This window comes from Microbacterium sp. MYb45, assembly GCF_002979655.1.
Taxonomy (GTDB): Bacteria; Actinomycetota; Actinomycetes; order Actinomycetales; family Microbacteriaceae; genus Microbacterium.
This window is the reverse complement of the sequence record NZ_PCPG01000006.1, coordinates 111,617-128,958: the sequence shown is the minus strand read 5'-3', so window position 1 is coordinate 128,958 and position 17,342 is coordinate 111,617. Positions and strand designations below refer to the sequence as shown.

Below are 17,342 nucleotides of genomic sequence, written 5' to 3'. Positions count from 1 at the left end.
CCCGGATGGAATGTGCGAGCCGCACTGTCCGCGCGCGCGGTCCTAAGCTGTTGCCGTGACCACGACGCCGCCGGAGAGCCCCGCCCAGGGGCAGGATCCGGCCGTCACCGCGGCGAACGCGAGCGCGAGGGCGAAGGTCCTCGGCTGGGCGCGACGCAGCATCGACCTGATCCCGACGTCCTGGCTCATCACCGGCGCCGGAGCCGTGCTGCTCGCGACCACCGCCGTCTTCGGCGGACTCGAGGCCGCGGCCGTCGATCCCACGCCGGTCGTCGAGGTCGGCGAGACCTTCGCGGGCTCCGACCTGGAGATGACGGTGCTCGGGGTCGAGCTGCGCGACGAGCTGAGCGCGGAGAGCGGTCGAACCCTGGTCTTCCCGGACGAGGAGAAGAGCGAGCGAATCCTGGTCGTCACGGTCGACGTCGTCAACACGTTCGACAAGCCCCGACCGTCGACGGCGAACCCCCCGCAATCCCCGGTGCTCGACGGCATCCGCATCGAGGGTCTCGATGAGAAGGGCGACGTCTTCCGTGCCGACGACGGCGAGCGCGCGCCCCGGTTGCAGCCTGACGTCCCCGCCCGCATGCTGCTCACCTGGACCGTCGGGCCGGACGACTTCCACGACGGCGACGAGATCACTCTCACCCTCCCCGAGTCGGACCACTACGTCGGTCAGAGCGTGATGCGCGGCGACTACTGGGTGGACGTCCGCGTCGGAGCGACCCTGACGGCGACCATCGACGAGGTGCCGCTCCCGTGAAGAAGCACATCCTGATCTGGGTCGCCACTGTGGCGTTGCTCGTCTGTGCGTGGGGCGTCTCGAAGGCGACGCTTCCCGACGACGCCCCGAATGCCGCGTTCGCCTCGGTCGCGCAGATCGGCGAACAGGCCTCCACGCGCAACCTGGTCGCTACCGTGACCGACGTGCACCTCGCGGATCGGGTCACGGATGCGGAGGGCTGGTCGGCCGACGGCACCTGGCTCGTCGTCGACCTCGAGGCCGCCACCGGCGTGACGCAGGATCAGAGCGGCTCACGGCTCGCGGAACTCACGATCGGCGACCGTACGTTCAGCGCGACGGATCGCGGCACCAGCTTCGTCGATCAGCGGCTGGTCACCGGCGTCCCCCGCTCCGGGAGCCTCGCGTTCGAGCTCCCGGACGACGTGACCGGCGACCGCGCGACGCTCCGCCTGGGCATGCCGGGTTCCGGCCTCGGAGAGGTGGTGCGCGACACCGTGATCGAGCTGTCGATCGACCTCGCCGCGCTGCCCGTCGAGGCCGAGGTGCTCCTGGACGAGAACGGCTGGGCCCGATGACCATCCCCCTCCCTCCGGTACCGCCCGCGCCTCGGGAAGACGCGGAGGCCGCCGCCGCCCCGGCGAAGCCGCCCTCCTGGTGGCGCCGCAACACTCTGGCTCTGGTCGCACTCGTCGTGCTGCTGCCGGCGACCGCCATCGCGGTCGGGTGGCAGGAGTGGTACCAGTTCTTCGGATTCGGGGCCCGTGCGGTCACACCGGTGGTGGTCGTCGAGGACGAGACGACCGATCTCGCCGGCGCGACCTGGGGGCCGGTGCGCGGTGGGGAGATCGAAGATCTCGCGGGTCTCGACGTCCCTCCTAACACACGCCTGATCGCCGTCGGGGTGCCTGTGGATCCTGATGCCGAGGGGATCGGGTGCGAGACGCCGACCCTCGTGGAGCAGTCCACGGGGCGCGAGTGGGGTCCCGTCCGCGCGGAGATCGGGCTGGACTGGAGCGCGGACGAACCGGAGACCTGCCTCAGCGAGCAGGCCGGCGCCTACGAGATGATCGTGCCGTTCGTGGTGCCGGAAGATGTCGAGGGCCCCTTCTGGGTCGACGTGCGCCCCTACGACGCCGGCGGGTCCTTCGTGAGGTTCGAGTTCGAGCCCTGACCCTCGACGCTGTCCCTGGCGGGCGCGGTGACCATCGCGGCGGCGACGGCATCCACCGATGACGGCAGGAGTCCGGCGGCATCGGCGACGGCACGCATCTCTCCCTCCGCCTCCGAGACGCCCACCGTGTCGGTGCGGTCCTGCTGCCGCTTGCGCAGCCGCGCGAGGGTGGCGTCGTAGGCCCCGCTGATCACCGCGATGCGCACCGGCTCCATGAGCAGCAGCGGCACGAGCGACACGAGCGGCGCGGCGATCGCCCAGAACACGTACTCCTGTGGGCCGACCAGCCGGGTGATGCCGAAGCCGAGGTACGACTCGAGCGCCTTGACGATGACGTAGAGCAGCGCGTAGGAGCCGACGAGGAGTGGCCCTGCGCGCCACATGAGCAGCAGTGCTCGCCCGATCGGGCGGAAGCGGGCACCGAGCTCTTCGCCGAGATCCTTGAGCCGGCGCACGAGCGGGTTCGGGATCACGGCCGCGTGTTCGCGCACGCGGGCGATCAGCTCGCTCTCCACACGCAGCTTCTCGGCGACGATCGCCTGGCCGAACACCACACCGGCGATGGTCAGCCACGCGAGCGGAGCGAGCAGCACCGGCCCCGCCTCGGAGAGCAGCCAGCCGATCCCCTCCCAGAGCCAGCGCAGCGGGGCGGCGGCATCCAGGATCTGCTCTCTGACCGTCTCGAGGAAGGCCATGGCCGCGCGGCTGTCGACCCACGCCTTGATCGTGTCGAAGATGTCGCCGAGCACCATCACCGAGAAGAAGACCCAGACGACCTCGAAGTAGACCGCGACCGGCGACAGCCACTTCGCGAGCTTCGCCGACCACTTCGACCACGCCCAACGGCCGGCGAAGGCGAGCACGATGATCGAAAGGGTCCACACGTTGATCGGCAGGTTCAGCACGGTGTCGACCGAGCTCACCGGACCTTCGCCGTTGGCAGCCGCCGTCCAGATGACGCCGTTGCGCACCTCGAGAGCGCGCAGCGAGTATGCCCGCACGTCTTCGCCCAGCAGCCCCTGCGCCCAGTAGACCGCGAAGAAGGGGAGGATGCCGGCGAGCAGCGCCGAGAGGAAGGTGCGGCGGCGGTCCGCGGCCGCCTCGGGCAGCGGCGCGACCTCCTGCAGGTTGCGCAGCCCGTCGCGCAGGACCAGGAACATCGCGACCAGGCTGATCAACCGCGCGAGGATCCCGATCGGAAGGACGAGGAACCCGAGGGTGGCGGAGTACGCACCGATGAACCCGGCGACCTCGGTGATGACGTAGTGCACCAGGACGCCGGCCAGATACCAGGCCATGAGCGCGGGCCAGTGTCGCCACAGCACGCGCCCGGTGGTCTTCAGGATCGCCAGCACACGGTCAATATATCGTTGCCGCCGACGGGAGCTGCGGACGGGGTCAGCCCCAGACGCTCGGCGCCTTCACCCGCACGGGCGGGAGGGCGGATGCCGCGGCCCAGTCGTGCACCCACGCGTCGATCTCCGGCACACCCTCGGGCTTGCCGACCGCGGCGAACAGCTCTTCGTTGCTGACCGTGCCGCCGGTGCGACGCAGCATCCGCGCCCGCACGATCGCCCGGGCGTAGACCTCGCCGTCGACCACGGCGCGGTGCTCCAGGAACAGCGCCTTCTCGTCGTGCCCGATGAACCGCGACTGCACCTCGAACCGCTGCCACAGCTGCAGCGACTTGCGGAACGTGATCGTCTCGCTGGAGACGACCGCGTACCACCCCTGAGCCTTCATGGCATCGAACAGCCCGGTGCGGATGAGCTGGTCCCAGCGTCCGAGGTCGAACAGCGACAGGTAACGGCCGTTGTTCATGTGCCGCAGGATGTCGAGGTCGGTGGGCAGCGTGGTGATGGTGATGCTCCCCACGGCCGTCGGGTCGAGGGTCTTCCCCCGACGCACGCGGCGTCGGGCGCCGAGGATCACCAGGAGGGTCCGCCAGATCACGTTCACGAGGATCGATCGTAGCCAGGCGTGCACGATTCGCGAACATCGTTGTACGAACCCTCCAGGCCGGCACGCCGAGCGTCATCGAACATCCACTCGATTTCTCCTTCGCGGATGCCGCGCGTAGAGTCACGATCATGAGCGCCGAAGCCCAGCCTGAAGTCATCGTCCGCCCGGTCCGTGATGTGGATGCGGAAGCCCTCGGTCGCGTGCACGCCCAGTGCTGGCATGAGACCTACGACCACCTGATCAGCAAGGCTGCGCTCGAGAAGGTCTCACCCCGGCGCATGGCCGAGCTGTGGACGCACTGGGCCTCGCAGGGTCCCGAGTTCAAGATGAACGCCGCGCTCGTCGACGGCGAGATCGTCGGGTTCGTCGGCTCCGGCCCCGCCCGCGACAAGGATGCTCCGGCGTTCCGCGAGCTGTACTTCATCTACCTGCTCGATGCGCTGCACGGCACCGGCATCGGCCAGAAGCTGTTCGACGCCGCGGTCGAGACCGACGAGCCCCTGTACCTGTGGGTCGCCGAGGACAACCCCCGCGCGCACCGCTTCTACACGCGCAACGGATTCACGCTCGACGGCGCGACGCACACCGAGCCGTTCCTCGGCGAGACGCTGACCGAAGTCCGCTTCGTCCGTCCCTGATCCACTCGTCATCTGAGACGGGCCGCTTCCCTTCGGGGACGCGGCCCGTTCTCGTTTCGCGAGAGGTCAGAGCCGCTCGATGATGGTGACGTTCGCGACGCCGCCGCCCTCGCACATGGTCTGCAGGCCGTAGCGCCCACCCGTGCGCTCCAGCTCATTGAGTAGGGTCGAGAAGATGCGCGTGCCGGTCGCGCCGATCGGATGCCCGAGGGCGATGCCGCCGCCGTTGACGTTGACCTTCTCGTGCGGCACCCCGGTCTCCTGCATCCAGGCGAGCACGACCGAGGCGAAGGCCTCGTTCACCTCGAACAGGTCGATGTCCTCCGGGCGCAGGCCCGTGCGCTCCAGAGCGTGCCGCGTCGCGGGGATGGGCGCGGTGAGCATGAGCACGGGGTCGTCGCCGCGCACGGAGAGATGATGGATGCGGGCGCGCGGGGTGAGCCCGTGCTCCTTCACCGCACGTGCGCTCGCGATGAGCACAGCACTGGACGCGTCGCTGATCTGCGAGGCGACCGCCGCCGTGATCCTGCCGTTCGGAGCGAGCGGCTGCAGCCCGGCCATCCGCTCGAGCGACGTGTCGCGGCGCACGCCCTCGTCGTGATCCAGACCGTTCAGCGGCGCGATCTCGTTCGTGAAGCGCCCCTCGTCCTGTGCGTGTGCCGCACGCCGGTGGCTCTCCAGGGCGAACTGCTCCATCGCCTCGCGGGTGATGTCCCACTTCTCGGCGATCAGCTCTGCGCCACGGAACTGCGAGATATCCTGGTCGCCGTAGCGCGCCCGCCAACCGGGTGATTCCGCGTACGGGGTCGTGAAGCCGTACGCCTCCCCCACCGTCGCCGCCGCCGTGAGCGGGATCTGCGACATGTTCTGCAGTCCGCCCGCGATGACCAGATCGCTCGTGCCGCTCATCACGGCCTGCGCGGCGAAGTGCACGGCCTGCTGACTCGACCCGCACTGTCGGTCGATCGTGACTCCGGGCACGTGCTCGGGAAAGCCGGCGACGAGCAGCGCGGTGCGGGCCACGTTTCCCGCCTGCCCGCCGATCGCGTCGATCGCCCCGAAGACGACGTCGTCGACGGCGCCGGGATCGATGCCCGTGCGCTCGACGAGTGCGGTGAGACTGTGCGCGCCGAGGTCGGCCGGATGGATATCGGAAAGCGAGCCGCCGCGTCTGCCGACGGGCGAGCGCACCGCGTCGACGATGTATGCCTCTGCCATGTTCTTCCTTTCGTGGAGTGCGCCGCCGCCGTCTCGATGCGTGAGCCGATCATCGCACGGACAAGTCATCGACTAGCCTTAAGTCTTGGGATCTATGGCCAAAAGTCGTAGATGGAGAATGGGGAGTTTCATGGGGAAGTCGAGCACGTCGACCGAAGTCACCCGGCGGGCGCTGATACGCGCCGCCGCATGGTCCGTACCGGTGGTCGCGGTGGCGGTGGCCACTCCGCTCGCCGCCGCATCGCGCCGGGCGGAGTTCGCCGTCGAGATGGCACCGGCGAGCGTCGACGGCGCGACGTTCACCTGGCCAGGGGCGCTGATCGCGAACAACGGGACGACTCCGCTGACGCTGACCTGGTCGATCGAGGTGACACCGACGCTCGACTCGCTCAGCGGCCCGCTCACCGGCACCATCACCATCCCGCCGCAGAGCTCCGCGACCGTGGCGGCCGGCGTGACCGGATACTACGTGGCGGCCGCCTGGGAGACGAAGCTGCTCCTGACCCTGATCCATGACGGCGGCTCGCAGACTGACGAGATCAGCTTCCGGGCCCGGGAGATGTAGTCGGGCCCGCCGGGAGCAGCAGGCGGAAGCGCTCGCAGATCACCGGCATGTCCGGCGCGTAGCCGCGCGGATTCTCGGAGTGCTGACGCCAGTACCGCTCATGCACCTCACGCCACTGTGCGAGGGTGCGATCGTCTTCTCCCTCGGCGTATGCGTGCGCCTCGTCGACCTCGTCGAAGGGCACGATGTCGATCGCGGTGGTCTCGATCACGGCCCGCGGCGCGCCCGACCCGTCGAGGATGATGCTCAGTTCGCCGACGACCGGCAGCGGGTCTCCGCTCTCGTCGTAGTCCCACAGCGACGAGGCGGTACCCACCTTGATCCCGGCGAGCACCAGCGCCAGAAGCTCATCGGCGTGCTCCGGAGTGGCGCCGAAAGCCCAGGCCTCCGGCGGCGTCTCCGGCAGCTCCGGCATCGCACTTCGCGCGTCGCGCCAGTAGTCCTGGATACGCGTGGTCTGGTCCACCGTGTCAGCGCCCCGAGACCTTGCCGAAGACCTTCGCGATCGGCGCGAGCACCAGCGGGCGGGCGGCCACCCAGGCGAGCGCGATCACCACGAGCGAGAGGATGAAGACCCAGAACCCGGTCCAGGTGGCCGCATCCTGCGACGCGAACATGTGGTTCAGGTTGCGCAGGAATCCGGTGAGCATCACGAGCGCGACGTGGGCGATGATGAACGCCACGAAGTACAGCATGATCGGGAAGTGCAGCGCACGCGCCCACTCCACCGGGTACGCCTTGGACAGCTTATCGGCCTTCTTCGGCCACAGCCCCGACATGCGGAACCCGGTGATCGCCGCCAGCGGCGCCGCGATGAACACGGTCACGAAGTACGCGAGCTGCTGCAGGCTGTTGTAGTTGTTCCAGCCGTTCTCGTGCGGCCAGTCGAACGAGATGTACTGCAGGGCCGCCGACAGCGCGTTCGGGAAGACCTCCCAGCTCGTCGGCACGATCCGCACCCAGTGCCCGGTGACGAACAGCAGCACGACGAAGATCACGCCGTTGACGAGCCACAGGATGTCGAGCGCCTGGTGGAACCAGAGATTCAGGCTGATCTTGCCCTTCGCGTTTCCGCGCGGCGTCCAGAACACCGTCGGCCGCTTCTCGGTGCGCACCTGCAGCCCCGAGCGGATGATCAGCACGATCAGGAACATGTTGAAGAAGTGCGCCCAGTTGACCCACGGCGCGAAACCGGGCTCGACCGCGATCGCCGGCTCGTACTCGCCGGGGAACGCCGCGAGGAAGTCCTGCATGAACGGGAAGCTCAGGAGCGCCCGCACGAAGGCGATGGCGGCGCCCGCCAGCACCCCGAGTGCCGCGGCGCCGAACAGGACCGCGATCGCCTGCGGCCAGGTCGGACGCGGGCGACCCGACGACGGAGTCTCGGCGACGTGGCGCGGAGCGCGACCTCTCCAGACCGTACGAGTCCACGGCAGCGGGGTGTCGAGGTCGGCGAGGACCGGGACGACCAGGGCGGAACCGGCGGCCGCCCCCCGGTCGTTGAGCGAGTCCGCCTCCACCACCCGGTCGTTGAGCGAGGACGGCGAAGCCGACCGAGACGAAACGTCCGCCACCGGGACAGTTCCCGCGGGCGGCCAGGCCTCCCCTCCCGCGATGCGTGGAAGCCCTCGACGGATGCTGGTGCCAGCAGACATGGAAGGTTCTGTGACTCGGGGCGTTTCGTCTCGCTGCGCTCGCTCAACGACCGGGGTCGCTCCCGACGCAATGACCGGGGCCGCGGTCGCGCTCGAGTCGGAGACCGAGGCCGTACCGACCGCGGAGCTAGCAGCACGCGCAGCAGCGGGCTGGCCAGGAAGGGCAACGTCCGCTGGAGGCCACGGCTCGCCACCCGGCACGCGCGGCAGCCCGCGACGGATACGCGATCCACCGCTCACCGCGGCGTCGACAACCGGAGATGCAGCTGCGACAGGGGCGCCTGCCCCCTCCGCCTCGGCGACAGCATCCGTCGTCGCCGCCACGGGGACCGGCTCGGCACCGACGTCGGCGACCGGTGCGACTGGTGCGACCGGTGCGACCGGTGCGACCGACGATTCCGCCACCGCACCCGACGATGCACCATCCGACACCACCGCATCGGCGGGCGGCCAGGGCTCCCCGCCCGGCACACGCGGCAGACCGCGTCGCAGCATCCGCGTCGCCATGACTACTTCTTCCGCGCCTCGAGGGCGGCGATCACCTTCGGGACCACCGCGAACACGTCCCCGACGATGCCGAAGTCGGCGACGTCGAAGATCGGTGCCTCCGGGTCCTTGTTGATCGCGACGATGTTCTTGGAGGTCTGCATGCCCGCGCGGTGCTGGATCGCACCCGAGATGCCGAGAGCGACATACAGCTGCGGAGACACCGAGACGCCGGTCTGACCGACCTGGTGCGACTGCGGGATGTATCCCGCGTCGACGGCGGCTCTGGACGCACCGACGGCAGCGCCGAGCGCATCGGCGAGCTCTTCGACGAGCACGAACTTCTCCTTCGACGCGAGACCGCGTCCACCGGAGACGACTCGCGTGGCCCCGCGCAGCTCGGGGCGGGAGGAGGCGACCTCGACCGCCTCGACCGGACCGGCCGTCGCGGCGACCGCGCCGGACGGGATGACGTCGAGCACCTCGACCGAGTGCGACGGCACGGCTTCGGCACGTGCATCCACCGCGCCCTGACGCACCGTGATCACCGGAGTACCGAAGGTGGCAGCCGAGTCGACGAGGTACGCCCCGCCGTAGACGGAGTGGTGGGCGACGATCCCCTCATCGTCACGGGAGACCCCCACGGCATCCACCGACAGCGCGCTCTTCGTGCGCGCCGCGAAGCGCCCGGCGACATCGCGGCCGGTGATCGAGTTCGAGATCAGCACCGCATCGGGGCGCACCTGTGCGGCCGCGGCCTGGAGGGCATCCACGATCGGCACGGTGAGCACGGACGGGTCGCCGTCGGCGGTGAGCACGACCGATGCTCCTGCCGCAGCGGCCTGATCCACCGCGGCCGGGCTGCCACCGACGATGAGCGCCACGGGCGAGCCGATCGTCGAGGCCGCACCGATGAGCGCCGCCGTGCTGCTCGCGACGTAGCCGGACGGGTCGACGTCGATGAGGACGAGGATCGGGTTCTCGGACGAAGTCATCTCACACCAGCCTGTTCTGCACGAGGTACTCGACGAGCTTGTCGGCCGCGTCGCCTTCATCGGTGATCTTCACGCCGGCGGCGCGCGGGGGCTTCTCGGACACGGCGGTCATGATCGTCCGCGGAGCGGCGGACGGATCTGCCGAGACGTCGAGGTCGGCGAGCGAGAGCACCTCGAGGGGCTTCTTCTTCGCCGCCATGATGCCCTTGAAGTTGGGGAAGCGTGCATCGGGGAGCGCCTCGGTGATCGAGATCACCGCGGGCAGCGGGGCCGAGACAGGCTGCCCGCCGGCGTCGGCGGCGCGGGTGCCGGAGACCTCGGAGTCGGTGATCTCCACGGAGCTGAGCGCGGTGGCCTGGGCGAATCCGAGGTGCTCGGCGAGCATCGCCGGGATGACGCCTCCGGAGCCGTCAGTCGACAGGTTGCCGGTGATCACGAGATCGGGCGCGCCGCGGCGGATGGCCGCGGCCAGCACTTCGGCGGTGAGACCGAGGTCGGCGCCGGCGAGCTGTTCGTCGGCGATGTGCACGGCCGATGCGGCGCCGATCGCGAGTGCCCGGCGCACCGAGGCGGTCGAGCCGGCGGGAGCCATCGACAAGGCGACGACCTCCGTGCCCTCGTTCTTGTCGGCGTAGCTGAGCGCGACCTCGAGCGCCCGCTCGGTGATCTCGTCGAGGACGACATCGCCGGCCGCACGATCGGCGAGTCCGGTCTCGAGATTCAGCTTGCGATCGCCATAGGTGTCCGGCACCTCTTTGACCAGGACGAAGATCTTCATCGAATGCTCCTCACGACTGCTGCAATTCTAGACGGCGATACTGAGTTCCAATCTCCCTGCGACTGGGAGTCACGGCTGGCGACATCGGATGCATCGCGCGCCGTCGCCGCCCGATGCCCTCCCGCCAGTACCGTGGAGAAATGGTCCGACCCCGTCCGCTCCCCATCGACCCGCTCGCCGAAGCCAAGCGGCAGTGGGTCGCCCACGGATGGACGGATGCCGCCGACGGCATGGCGCTGGTCACGTCTGTCATGCGCGCTCAGCAGCTGCTGCTCGCCCGGGTCGATGCGGCGCTGAAGCCGTTCGCGCTCAGCTTCGCCCGGTTCGAGGTGCTGCGCCTGCTGGCGTTCAGCCGCGCCGGCCGCCTCCCCCTGTCGAGCGTGGTCGCCCGCCTCCAGGTGCATCCGACGACGGTGACCAGCACGGCGGAACGCCTGGTCCGCGACGGGCTCATCGCCAGGGAGCCGCATCCGCACGACGGACGCGCCGCACTCCTCGCACTCACGGATGCCGGTCGAGAGCTGGTCGAACGGGCCACCCAGGCGCTGAACTCCGAGGTCTTCGCCGACCCCGGCATGAGCCGCGACGACGCCGCCGAGCTCGTCGCGATCGTCGCCCGCCTGCGCAAGGACGCCGGAGACTTCGCCGATCCGCGTCCACAGCCCGACGCCCTCTGACATGGCGCGGTTCACGCTCGAGACGGTCGTCGCGGCCCCGCCGGCCGAGGTGTTCGCCGCCTCGCTCGACCCCGGGCTCCACGTGAAGAGCATGGCCCGGTACGGCGAGACGATGATCGAAGCGCCGTCGGGCGGGGTCTTCACCGAGGGCTCGACGGCGACGTGGCGGGCGCGCCACTTCGGCATCCCCTTCCGCCTGCGGTCGATCGTGTTCGACGTCGATCCCCCGCGCGGGTTCTCGGACCGCCAGATCGCCGGCCCCTTCCGGGATTTCCTGCACGAGCACCGGTTCGAGGAGCATCCGGCCGGCACGCTCATGCACGACACCGTGACTTTCCATTCGCCGCTGGGGCCGCTCGGCCGCGTTGTCGACGCGATGTTCCTGCGCGCGTACATGCGCCGACTGATCGTGGAGCGCAACGCCGTTCTCGCCGCCGAATTCGAGGCTCCCGGGCGTACTCTTTCGGCATGAGCGAACTGCGGCTGCACACCGTCCTCACCGGCCGCGGCCCTGCTGCGGCGATCCTGCTCACGGACGAGCAGGTCGCGTCGCTCGGTGCCGGCAAGGCCTTCCCCGTGGCCGTCACCATCGGCGGACGCACGGCGCGACTGCGCGTGGCCCGCATGGGCAGCGAGAACATGATCGGCTTCAGCAAAGCCGTGCGCGCCGACCTCGGACTCGAGATCGACCAGGAGGTCGATGCCGTGATCCGCGTGGATTCGGCCGAGCGCACGGTCGACGTTCCGCCCGAGCTCGCCGCGGCCCTGGATGCCGACCCCGGGGTGCGCGCCGCTTTCGACGCCCTGTCCTACTCCGCCCGCAAGGAGCACGCGCGCTCCGTCACCGACGCGAAGCAGGACGCGACGCGCGAGCGCCGCATCACGAAGATCGTCGACGCCCTCCGCGACTGAGGCGGTGCACAACTCCGCAAGAATCCTCGCGACGTGAGCGCCGAGGCGGCGCGGCGGCCAGCCCGACGACTTTTCTGAGGAGTTGTGCACGGGCGGATCAGCGGTTCTGGAAGTCGGGCGACCGCTTCTCCCGGAAGGCCGACATGCCCTCCTTCTGATCAGCGGTGTCGAACAGCGTGGCGAACGCCTGCTTCTCGTGTGCGAGGCCTTCGGCCAGGGTCGTCTCCATCGCGGCATCCAGCGCGGCCTTCGCGGCGTACACCGAAGGCAGCGACTTCGAGGCGATCGTGTCGGACAGCTTCGTCGCCTCGGCGAGGAGATCGGATGTCGGCACGACGCGGGACACGAGCCCGGCACGTTCTGCTTCTTCGGCGCCCATGAAGCGCCCGGAGAGCACCAGTTCGGCCGCCTTGTAGTAGCCGACCGCGCGGATCAGGCGCTGCGTGCCGCCCATGCCCGGGATGACGCCGAGGTTGATCTCGGGCTGACCGAACTTGGCGTTGTCGGCGGCCAGGATGATGTCGCACATCATCGCCAACTCGCACCCGCCGCCGAGGGCGAACCCGGAGACGGCCGCGATCACCGGAGTGCGCACGGCGGCGAACTCATGCCAGACGCCGAAGTGGTCCGTCTCGATCATCTCCGCAGCGGACATGCCCTCCATCTCCTTGATGTCGGCACCGGCGGCGAAAGCCTTCTCCGAGCCGGTGACCACGATGGCTCCCACACCCTCGTCGGCATCGAAAGCGACGGCGGCGGCGGTGACCTCCTCGGCAAGCCGGCTGTTCAACGCGTTCAGCGCCTCGGGACGGTTCAGGGTGATCCACCCCACTCGTCCGCGCTGCTCGACCAGGATCGTCTCGTACTCGGTCATATCGCCCTCTCCGTCGAAGTACCGATCATCACACGACGCCGTCGCGGATGTCGGTGATGATGCCGGAGAAGTCCCGCCCCGCGCCATCCCCCGCGGCGAAGGCGGCATACAGCTCCTGCGCGAGCCGGCCCATGCGGGCATCCGTCGAGGTCTGCTCGATGGCCTGCAGCGCAAGGCCGAGGTCCTTCGCCATGAGCGCCCCCGCGAAGCCGGGCTGATAGTCGCGGTTGGCCGGGCTCGTGGGCACAGGCCCGGGAACAGGGCAGTTGGTCGTGATCGACCAGCACTGTCCGGATGCCTGCGAGACGACGTCGAACAGCGCCTGGTGCTCGAGCCCGAGCCGCTCCCCCAGCACGAAGGCCTCGGCGACGGCGATCTGCGAGACCGCGAGCACCATGTTGTTGCAGACCTTCGCCGCCTGGCCGAGCCCGGGACCACCGCAGTGCACGATGCGCGCACCCATGACCTCCAGCAGCGGGAGCGCCGCGGCGAAGTCGTCGTCGGATCCGCCCACCATGAACGCGAGGGTGCCGTTCTCGGCCCCCACGACCCCGCCCGAGACCGGGGCGTCGACGTTGCGGTGTCCCGCGGCGAGCGCCAGTGCGTGGGCCGCGCGGGCCTCGTCGACCGCGATGGTGGACGACTCGATGAAGAGGGTGTCCGGTCGCGCGGCCGCGAGCAGCTCCGTGCGATACGCCTCGATCACGTGCTTCCCCGCGGGGAACATCGTGATGACGACATCCGCATGCGCCACGGCATCCGCCCCGCTCGCCGCCACGGGGATGCCGGCAGCCTGCGCGGCCTCGATGGCCGCGGGCACGAGATCGAAGCCGTGCACCTCATGGCCGGCGGCGACGAGGTTCTTCGCCATCGGCAGACCCATGTGTCCGAGGCCGAGAAAAGCGACGACCGCTTTCGAGGACGACACGGTCATGATGCGCTCCGCATCGAGCTCGAACCCGCGGGTCGCAGCATCTCGCGTCCGACGATCAGTCGCATGATCTCGTTCGTCCCCTCCAGGATCTGGTGCACCCGCAGGTCGCGGACGACCCGCTCGATCCCGTAGTCCTGCAGATACCCGTAGCCGCCGTGCAGCTGCAGCGCCCGGTTGGCGACGTCGAAGCCGGCGTCTGTGGCGAAGCGCTTGGCCATCGCGCAGCGCATGGTGGCGTCGGGTGCCTGCTCGTCGACGGCCTGGGCGCCGTCGCGCACCATCAGCCGGGCGGCGTGCAGTTCGGTGCGCATGTCGGCGATCGCGAACAGGATCGACTGCTTCTCGGCGAGCGGCTCGCCGAACGCGACTCGCTCGTGCACGTACCGCACCGCCTTGTCGAGTGCCCACTCCGCGCCGCCGAGCGAGCAGGCGGCGATGTTGAGGCGACCGCCGTTGAGCGCCGACATCGCGATCGCGAACCCCCGCCCCTCGTCGCCGAGCATCGCGGATGCCGGGACACGGACGCCGTCGAAGATCACCTGTCGGGTCGGCTGCGCATGCCAGCCCATCTTCTTCTCGAGCGGACCGAAGCTCAGACCCTCGGCGTCGCCGGGAACCAGGAATGCGCTGATGCCCCGGGCGCCGGGCTCCCCTGTGCGCGCCATCACGACGTACACGGCGGCCTCGCCGGCACCGGAGATGAACTGCTTCATCCCGGTGAGCACGTAGTCGTCGCCCTCGCGGACCGCGCTGGTGGCGACGTTGGCGGCATCGGAGCCGACGCCGGGCTCGGTGAGGCAGTAGCCGCCGAACTCCTGCATCGCGGTGAGCGGCGGCAGCCACGTCTCGCGCTGCGTGTCGTCGCCGTAGGAGTCGATCATCCACACGACCATGTTGTGGATCGAGATGTACGCGGCGACCGCCGGGTCGCCCTTGGCGAGTTCCTCGAAGATCGCGACGGTGTCGCTGCGACTGAGGCCGGCGCCGCCGAAGTCCTCGCGCACATAGATGCCGCCGAGCCCCAGCTCTCCGCCGCGGTTCAGCGACTCGCGCGGGAAGATGTGCTTCTCGTCGCGCTCGGCGGCGAAGGGGGCGAGCTCGGCCTCGGCGAACTCGCGGACGGCGCTGAGGATCGCCTCGCGCTCCTCGGCGGTGGTGGTGACGGTGGTCATGGTCATCGCTTGTCCTTGTGGGATCTCGTGCCGGGACGTGGGGATCAGTGCATGGTGGGGATGACGAAGCTGGCTCCGTCGCGGATGCCCGCCGCGGGCCAACGACTCGTCACCGTCTTGGTCTTCGTGTAGAAGCGGAAGGCGTCGGTGCCGTGCTGGTTGAGGTCGCCGAAGCCGCTGCGCTTCCAGCCGCCGAACGTGTAGTACGCGATCGGCACCGGGATCGGGACGTTCACGCCGACCATCCCGACCTCGACGCGTGCGGCGAAGTCGCGGGCGGCATCGCCGTCGCGGGTGAAGATCGCGACACCGTTGCCGTACTCGTGCTCGGACGCCATCCGCAGCGCCTCCTCGTAGTCGGCGGCACGGGCGATCACCAGCACCGGGCCGAAGATCTCCTCGCGATAGATCGCCATGTCGGTGGCGACGTGGTCGAACAGGGTCGGTCCGAGGTAGAAGCCCTCCTCGTGCCCTTCGACGACGAACCCGCGGCCGTCGGCGAGCAGCGTCGCTCCCTCGTCGATACCCTGCTGGATGTAGCCTTCGACCCGCTCGACGGCCGCCCGCGTGACCAGAGGTCCGTAGTCGACATCGGTCGCGAGAGAGGGTCCGATACGCAGTTGCGCCACGCGCTCGGTGAGCTTGGCGGCGAGCGCGTCAGCCGTCTCCTGCCCGACCGGGACCGCGACCGAGATCGCCATGCACCGCTCGCCCGCTGAGCCGTATCCGGAACCGATCAGCGCGTCGACGGCCTGGTCGAGATCGGCATCCGGCATCACGATCATGTGGTTCTTCGCGCCGCCGAAGCACTGAGCCCGCTTGCCGTGCGCCGTCGCGGTCGCGTAGATGTACTCGGCGATGGGCGTGGAGCCGACGAACCCGACGGCGCGGATGCGGTCGTCGGTGAGCAGTGCGTCGACGGCCTCCTTGTCGCCGTGCACGACGTTGAGCACCCCTGCCGGGAGGCCCGCCTCGAGGAACAGCTCGGCGATGCGCACCGGAACGGAGGGGTCGCGCTCACTCGGCTTGAGCACGACCGCGTTGCCCGCGGCGAGCGCGGGGCCGGCCTTCCACAGCGGGATCATCGCGGGGAAGTTGAAGGGCGTGATCGCGGCGACCACCCCGAGCGGCTGACGCATCGAGTAGACGTCGATGCCGGTACCGGCACCCGTCGAGTACTCGCCCTTCAGCAGATGCGGCGCTCCGGCGGAGAACTCGATGACCTCGAGTCCGCGCTGGATGTCGCCCTTCGCGTCGTCGACCGTCTTGCCGTGCTCACTCGCCAGCAATTCGGCCAGCGAGGTCATCTCGCGCTGCACCAGGTCGAGGAACCGCAGCAGCACGCGGGCCCGCTTCTGGGGATTGGTCGCGGCCCAGGCGACCTGCGCCTCTTCGGCGTTCGCGATCACGCGGCGCACCTCGTCGGCGGAGGCCAGCGGCACACGCGCCTGCACGGCACCCGTGCTCGGATCGAACACGTCGGCGAAGCGACCGGAGTCGGGGGTGAGAAGCGATCCGCCCACGAAGTGCGGGATAGTACGAGTCATTGTGTGACGTCCCTTCGTGCCGTCGTTGGCACATTGGGGAGTTTACTCGGAGGCCCGGACATTTACTAGGACGTCCTTGCATTCGGTCGGCTCGAGCATGCGGCGGAACGTGGTTGTTCGCGCCCCGTTCACCGCCGCGTCATCTCGCCCGGGTACAACTGCAGGTGCGCGGACAGAGACTCAGACCGGATCGGGTGTCACGTCTACCGCGCGCACGGTGAGCACTCTCGCTCCCGTCGCGGCGCCCACGCCGCGAGACCCCCGCCGAATCGGGTCGGCGGGGGTCCTCTCCGTCCGGGCCCGAAGCGGCCTGCAGCCCTCCGCATCCGAATTAGAATCGACGGTGCGCTGCCACCCCTGGCGCATCCGCTTCGGCGTCCCGACCCCGGCCGCCCGTTCCCCCGAGGACCGCACCAATGTCCGAACCCCTCACCGTGTCCATCCGCCGCGAAGTCGACCCCGAGCGCATCGTCGAGGCGACCGCCTGGGTGCAGACGGGCGTGAACCTCGCGACGAAGTATCCGGGCTTCCTCGGATCGGGCTGGGTGCGTGCCGGCGAGGATTCGCAGGTGTGGCACATGCTGTACCGCTTCGCGAGCGAGGACTCGCTCACCGCGTGGGAGCAGTCGGCCGAGCGGGCCTGGTGGCTCTCGATGGGCGAGGGCTTCGTGCGCAGCGAGCGCTCCAAGCGGCGCACCGGGATCGAAGGCTGGTTCGACGAGCCGACCACCGGGACCATCACGCTCCCGGCAGCCGATGGCACCACCGAGACGGTCACCGTCGCCCCCGCTCCGCCGCGATGGAAGCAGGCGACCTCGATCTGGCTCGGGTTCTTCCCGGTGAACCTCGCGTTCACCTACGCGATGAGCCCCGTTCCCGGATGGAACGAGCTGCCGATCTGGCTGCGCGTGCTCGTCACCACTCTCGTGCTGACGCCGATCATGGCGTACTGGGTGCTCCCGTTCGTCACCCGCTCGCTGCGGAGCTGGCTCACCCGCTGAAGCCCTCCCTGGCGC

Annotated in this window: 20 protein-coding genes; 9 read left to right on the top strand and 11 right to left on the bottom strand. The window is 69.6% G+C overall.

Features of this window, described 5'->3' with window-relative positions:
* Nucleotides 1-55 precede the first annotated feature (55 nt).
* The 3 genes from CQ034_RS12380 to CQ034_RS12370 are packed head-to-tail and all read left to right on the top strand — an operon-like array spanning nt 56 to nt 1,913.
* Nucleotides 56-760 (top strand): hypothetical protein, encoded by a 705-nt coding sequence (locus tag CQ034_RS12380; protein ID WP_105711276.1) that lies wholly within the window; start codon nt 56-58, stop codon nt 758-760.
* Nucleotides 757-1,317 carry a hypothetical protein gene (locus CQ034_RS12375; RefSeq protein WP_051662546.1) on the top strand — a complete coding sequence of 187 codons (561 nt, stop codon included), beginning with the start codon at nt 757-759 and terminating at the stop codon, nt 1,315-1,317. The genes CQ034_RS12380 and CQ034_RS12375 overlap by 4 nt, the downstream gene beginning before the upstream one ends.
* Nucleotides 1,314-1,913, top strand: coding sequence for a hypothetical protein (locus tag CQ034_RS12370; protein ID WP_105711275.1), 600 nt, complete (start codon nt 1,314-1,316; stop codon nt 1,911-1,913). The genes CQ034_RS12375 and CQ034_RS12370 overlap by 4 nt, the downstream gene beginning before the upstream one ends.
* Here the strand turns inward: CQ034_RS12370 and CQ034_RS12365 are convergent.
* Nucleotides 1,868-3,268: a hypothetical protein gene (locus tag CQ034_RS12365; protein WP_105711274.1), complete on the bottom strand. Its 1,401-nt coding sequence runs from the start codon at nt 3,266-3,268 to the stop codon at nt 1,868-1,870. The two genes, CQ034_RS12370 and CQ034_RS12365, sit on opposite strands and share 46 nt — an antisense overlap.
* A 43-nt stretch (nt 3,269-3,311) precedes the next feature.
* On the bottom strand, nt 3,312-3,872 hold the full coding sequence (locus tag CQ034_RS12360) for an acyl-CoA thioesterase (protein ID WP_105711304.1): 561 nt from the start codon (nt 3,870-3,872) through the stop codon (nt 3,312-3,314).
* Nucleotides 3,873-4,003: 131 nt separating this feature from the next.
* Here CQ034_RS12360 and CQ034_RS12355 point away from each other — a divergent pair, with 131 nt between their 5' ends.
* A complete protein-coding gene (locus CQ034_RS12355) occupies nt 4,004-4,513 on the top strand; it encodes a GNAT family N-acetyltransferase (protein ID WP_029262118.1) in 510 nt (169 codons plus the stop codon).
* A 66-nt stretch (nt 4,514-4,579) separates the two neighbouring features.
* Here CQ034_RS12355 and CQ034_RS12350 read toward each other — a convergent pair whose 3' ends face one another.
* Entirely contained in the window at nt 4,580-5,731 is a 1,152-nt protein-coding gene (locus tag CQ034_RS12350; RefSeq protein WP_105711272.1) for an acetyl-CoA C-acetyltransferase, read from the bottom strand.
* Between the two features lie 130 nt (nt 5,732-5,861).
* On the opposite strand from CQ034_RS12350, the gene CQ034_RS12345 reads away from it, so the two are divergent.
* Nucleotides 5,862-6,296, top strand: a complete 435-nt coding sequence (locus CQ034_RS12345; RefSeq protein WP_105711271.1) for a hypothetical protein — start codon at nt 5,862-5,864, stop codon at nt 6,294-6,296.
* On the opposite strand, the gene CQ034_RS12340 is transcribed toward CQ034_RS12345, so the two are convergent.
* From CQ034_RS12340 to CQ034_RS12325, 4 genes are all read right to left on the bottom strand, one after another.
* Entirely contained in the window at nt 6,271-6,711 is a 441-nt protein-coding gene (locus CQ034_RS12340) for an ASCH domain-containing protein (RefSeq protein WP_105711303.1), read from the bottom strand. The two genes, CQ034_RS12345 and CQ034_RS12340, sit on opposite strands and share 26 nt — an antisense overlap.
* A 55-nt stretch (nt 6,712-6,766) precedes the next feature.
* Nucleotides 6,767-7,951 carry a cytochrome b/b6 domain-containing protein gene (locus tag CQ034_RS12335; protein ID WP_258134193.1) on the bottom strand — a complete coding sequence of 395 codons (1,185 nt, stop codon included), beginning with the start codon at nt 7,949-7,951 and terminating at the stop codon, nt 6,767-6,769.
* A gap of 509 nt (nt 7,952-8,460) precedes the next feature.
* The gene (locus tag CQ034_RS12330; RefSeq protein WP_105711269.1) at nt 8,461-9,432 is read right to left on the bottom strand and encodes an electron transfer flavoprotein subunit alpha/FixB family protein; all 972 of its coding nucleotides are present in this window, start codon (nt 9,430-9,432) and stop codon (nt 8,461-8,463) included.
* 1 nt (nt 9,433) lies between these two features.
* The gene (locus CQ034_RS12325; protein WP_105711268.1) at nt 9,434-10,210 is read right to left on the bottom strand and encodes an electron transfer flavoprotein subunit beta/FixA family protein; all 777 of its coding nucleotides are present in this window, start codon (nt 10,208-10,210) and stop codon (nt 9,434-9,436) included.
* Between the two features lie 140 nt (nt 10,211-10,350).
* Here CQ034_RS12325 and CQ034_RS12320 point away from each other — a divergent pair, with 140 nt between their 5' ends.
* Genes CQ034_RS12320 through CQ034_RS12310 form a run of 3 tightly spaced genes read left to right on the top strand, consistent with a single transcriptional unit; the run spans nt 10,351 to nt 11,799 of the window.
* A complete protein-coding gene (locus CQ034_RS12320) occupies nt 10,351-10,887 on the top strand; it encodes a MarR family winged helix-turn-helix transcriptional regulator (protein WP_091031433.1) in 537 nt (178 codons plus the stop codon).
* 1 nt (nt 10,888) lies between these two features.
* Complete coding sequence (locus CQ034_RS12315) at nt 10,889-11,359, top strand: SRPBCC family protein (RefSeq protein WP_105711267.1); 471 nt, start codon at nt 10,889-10,891, stop codon at nt 11,357-11,359.
* Nucleotides 11,356-11,799 carry a YdeI/OmpD-associated family protein gene (locus tag CQ034_RS12310; protein WP_105711266.1) on the top strand — a complete coding sequence of 148 codons (444 nt, stop codon included), beginning with the start codon at nt 11,356-11,358 and terminating at the stop codon, nt 11,797-11,799. The genes CQ034_RS12315 and CQ034_RS12310 overlap by 4 nt, the downstream gene beginning before the upstream one ends.
* 97 nt (nt 11,800-11,896) lie before the next feature.
* On the opposite strand, the gene CQ034_RS12305 is transcribed toward CQ034_RS12310, so the two are convergent.
* The 4 genes from CQ034_RS12305 to CQ034_RS12290 are packed head-to-tail and all read right to left on the bottom strand — an operon-like array spanning nt 11,897 to nt 16,326.
* Nucleotides 11,897-12,673, bottom strand: coding sequence for an enoyl-CoA hydratase-related protein (locus tag CQ034_RS12305; protein WP_105711265.1), 777 nt, complete (start codon nt 12,671-12,673; stop codon nt 11,897-11,899).
* Nucleotides 12,674-12,701: 28 nt separating this feature from the next.
* Nucleotides 12,702-13,607 carry a 3-hydroxyisobutyrate dehydrogenase gene (gene mmsB / locus CQ034_RS12300; RefSeq protein ID WP_105711264.1) on the bottom strand — a complete coding sequence of 302 codons (906 nt, stop codon included), beginning with the start codon at nt 13,605-13,607 and terminating at the stop codon, nt 12,702-12,704.
* The gene (locus tag CQ034_RS12295) at nt 13,604-14,785 is read right to left on the bottom strand and encodes an acyl-CoA dehydrogenase family protein (protein ID WP_105711263.1); all 1,182 of its coding nucleotides are present in this window, start codon (nt 14,783-14,785) and stop codon (nt 13,604-13,606) included. Before CQ034_RS12295 ends, mmsB begins: the two co-directional genes overlap by 4 nt.
* A 38-nt stretch (nt 14,786-14,823) precedes the next feature.
* The gene (locus CQ034_RS12290; RefSeq protein WP_105711262.1) at nt 14,824-16,326 is read right to left on the bottom strand and encodes a CoA-acylating methylmalonate-semialdehyde dehydrogenase; all 1,503 of its coding nucleotides are present in this window, start codon (nt 16,324-16,326) and stop codon (nt 14,824-14,826) included.
* Nucleotides 16,327-16,742: 416 nt separating this feature from the next.
* Between CQ034_RS12290 and CQ034_RS12285 the strand changes: the two genes are divergently transcribed.
* A complete protein-coding gene (locus CQ034_RS12285; RefSeq protein WP_091031451.1) occupies nt 16,743-17,327 on the top strand; it encodes an antibiotic biosynthesis monooxygenase in 585 nt (194 codons plus the stop codon).
* The last annotated feature ends 15 nt before the right edge of the window (nt 17,328-17,342 follow it).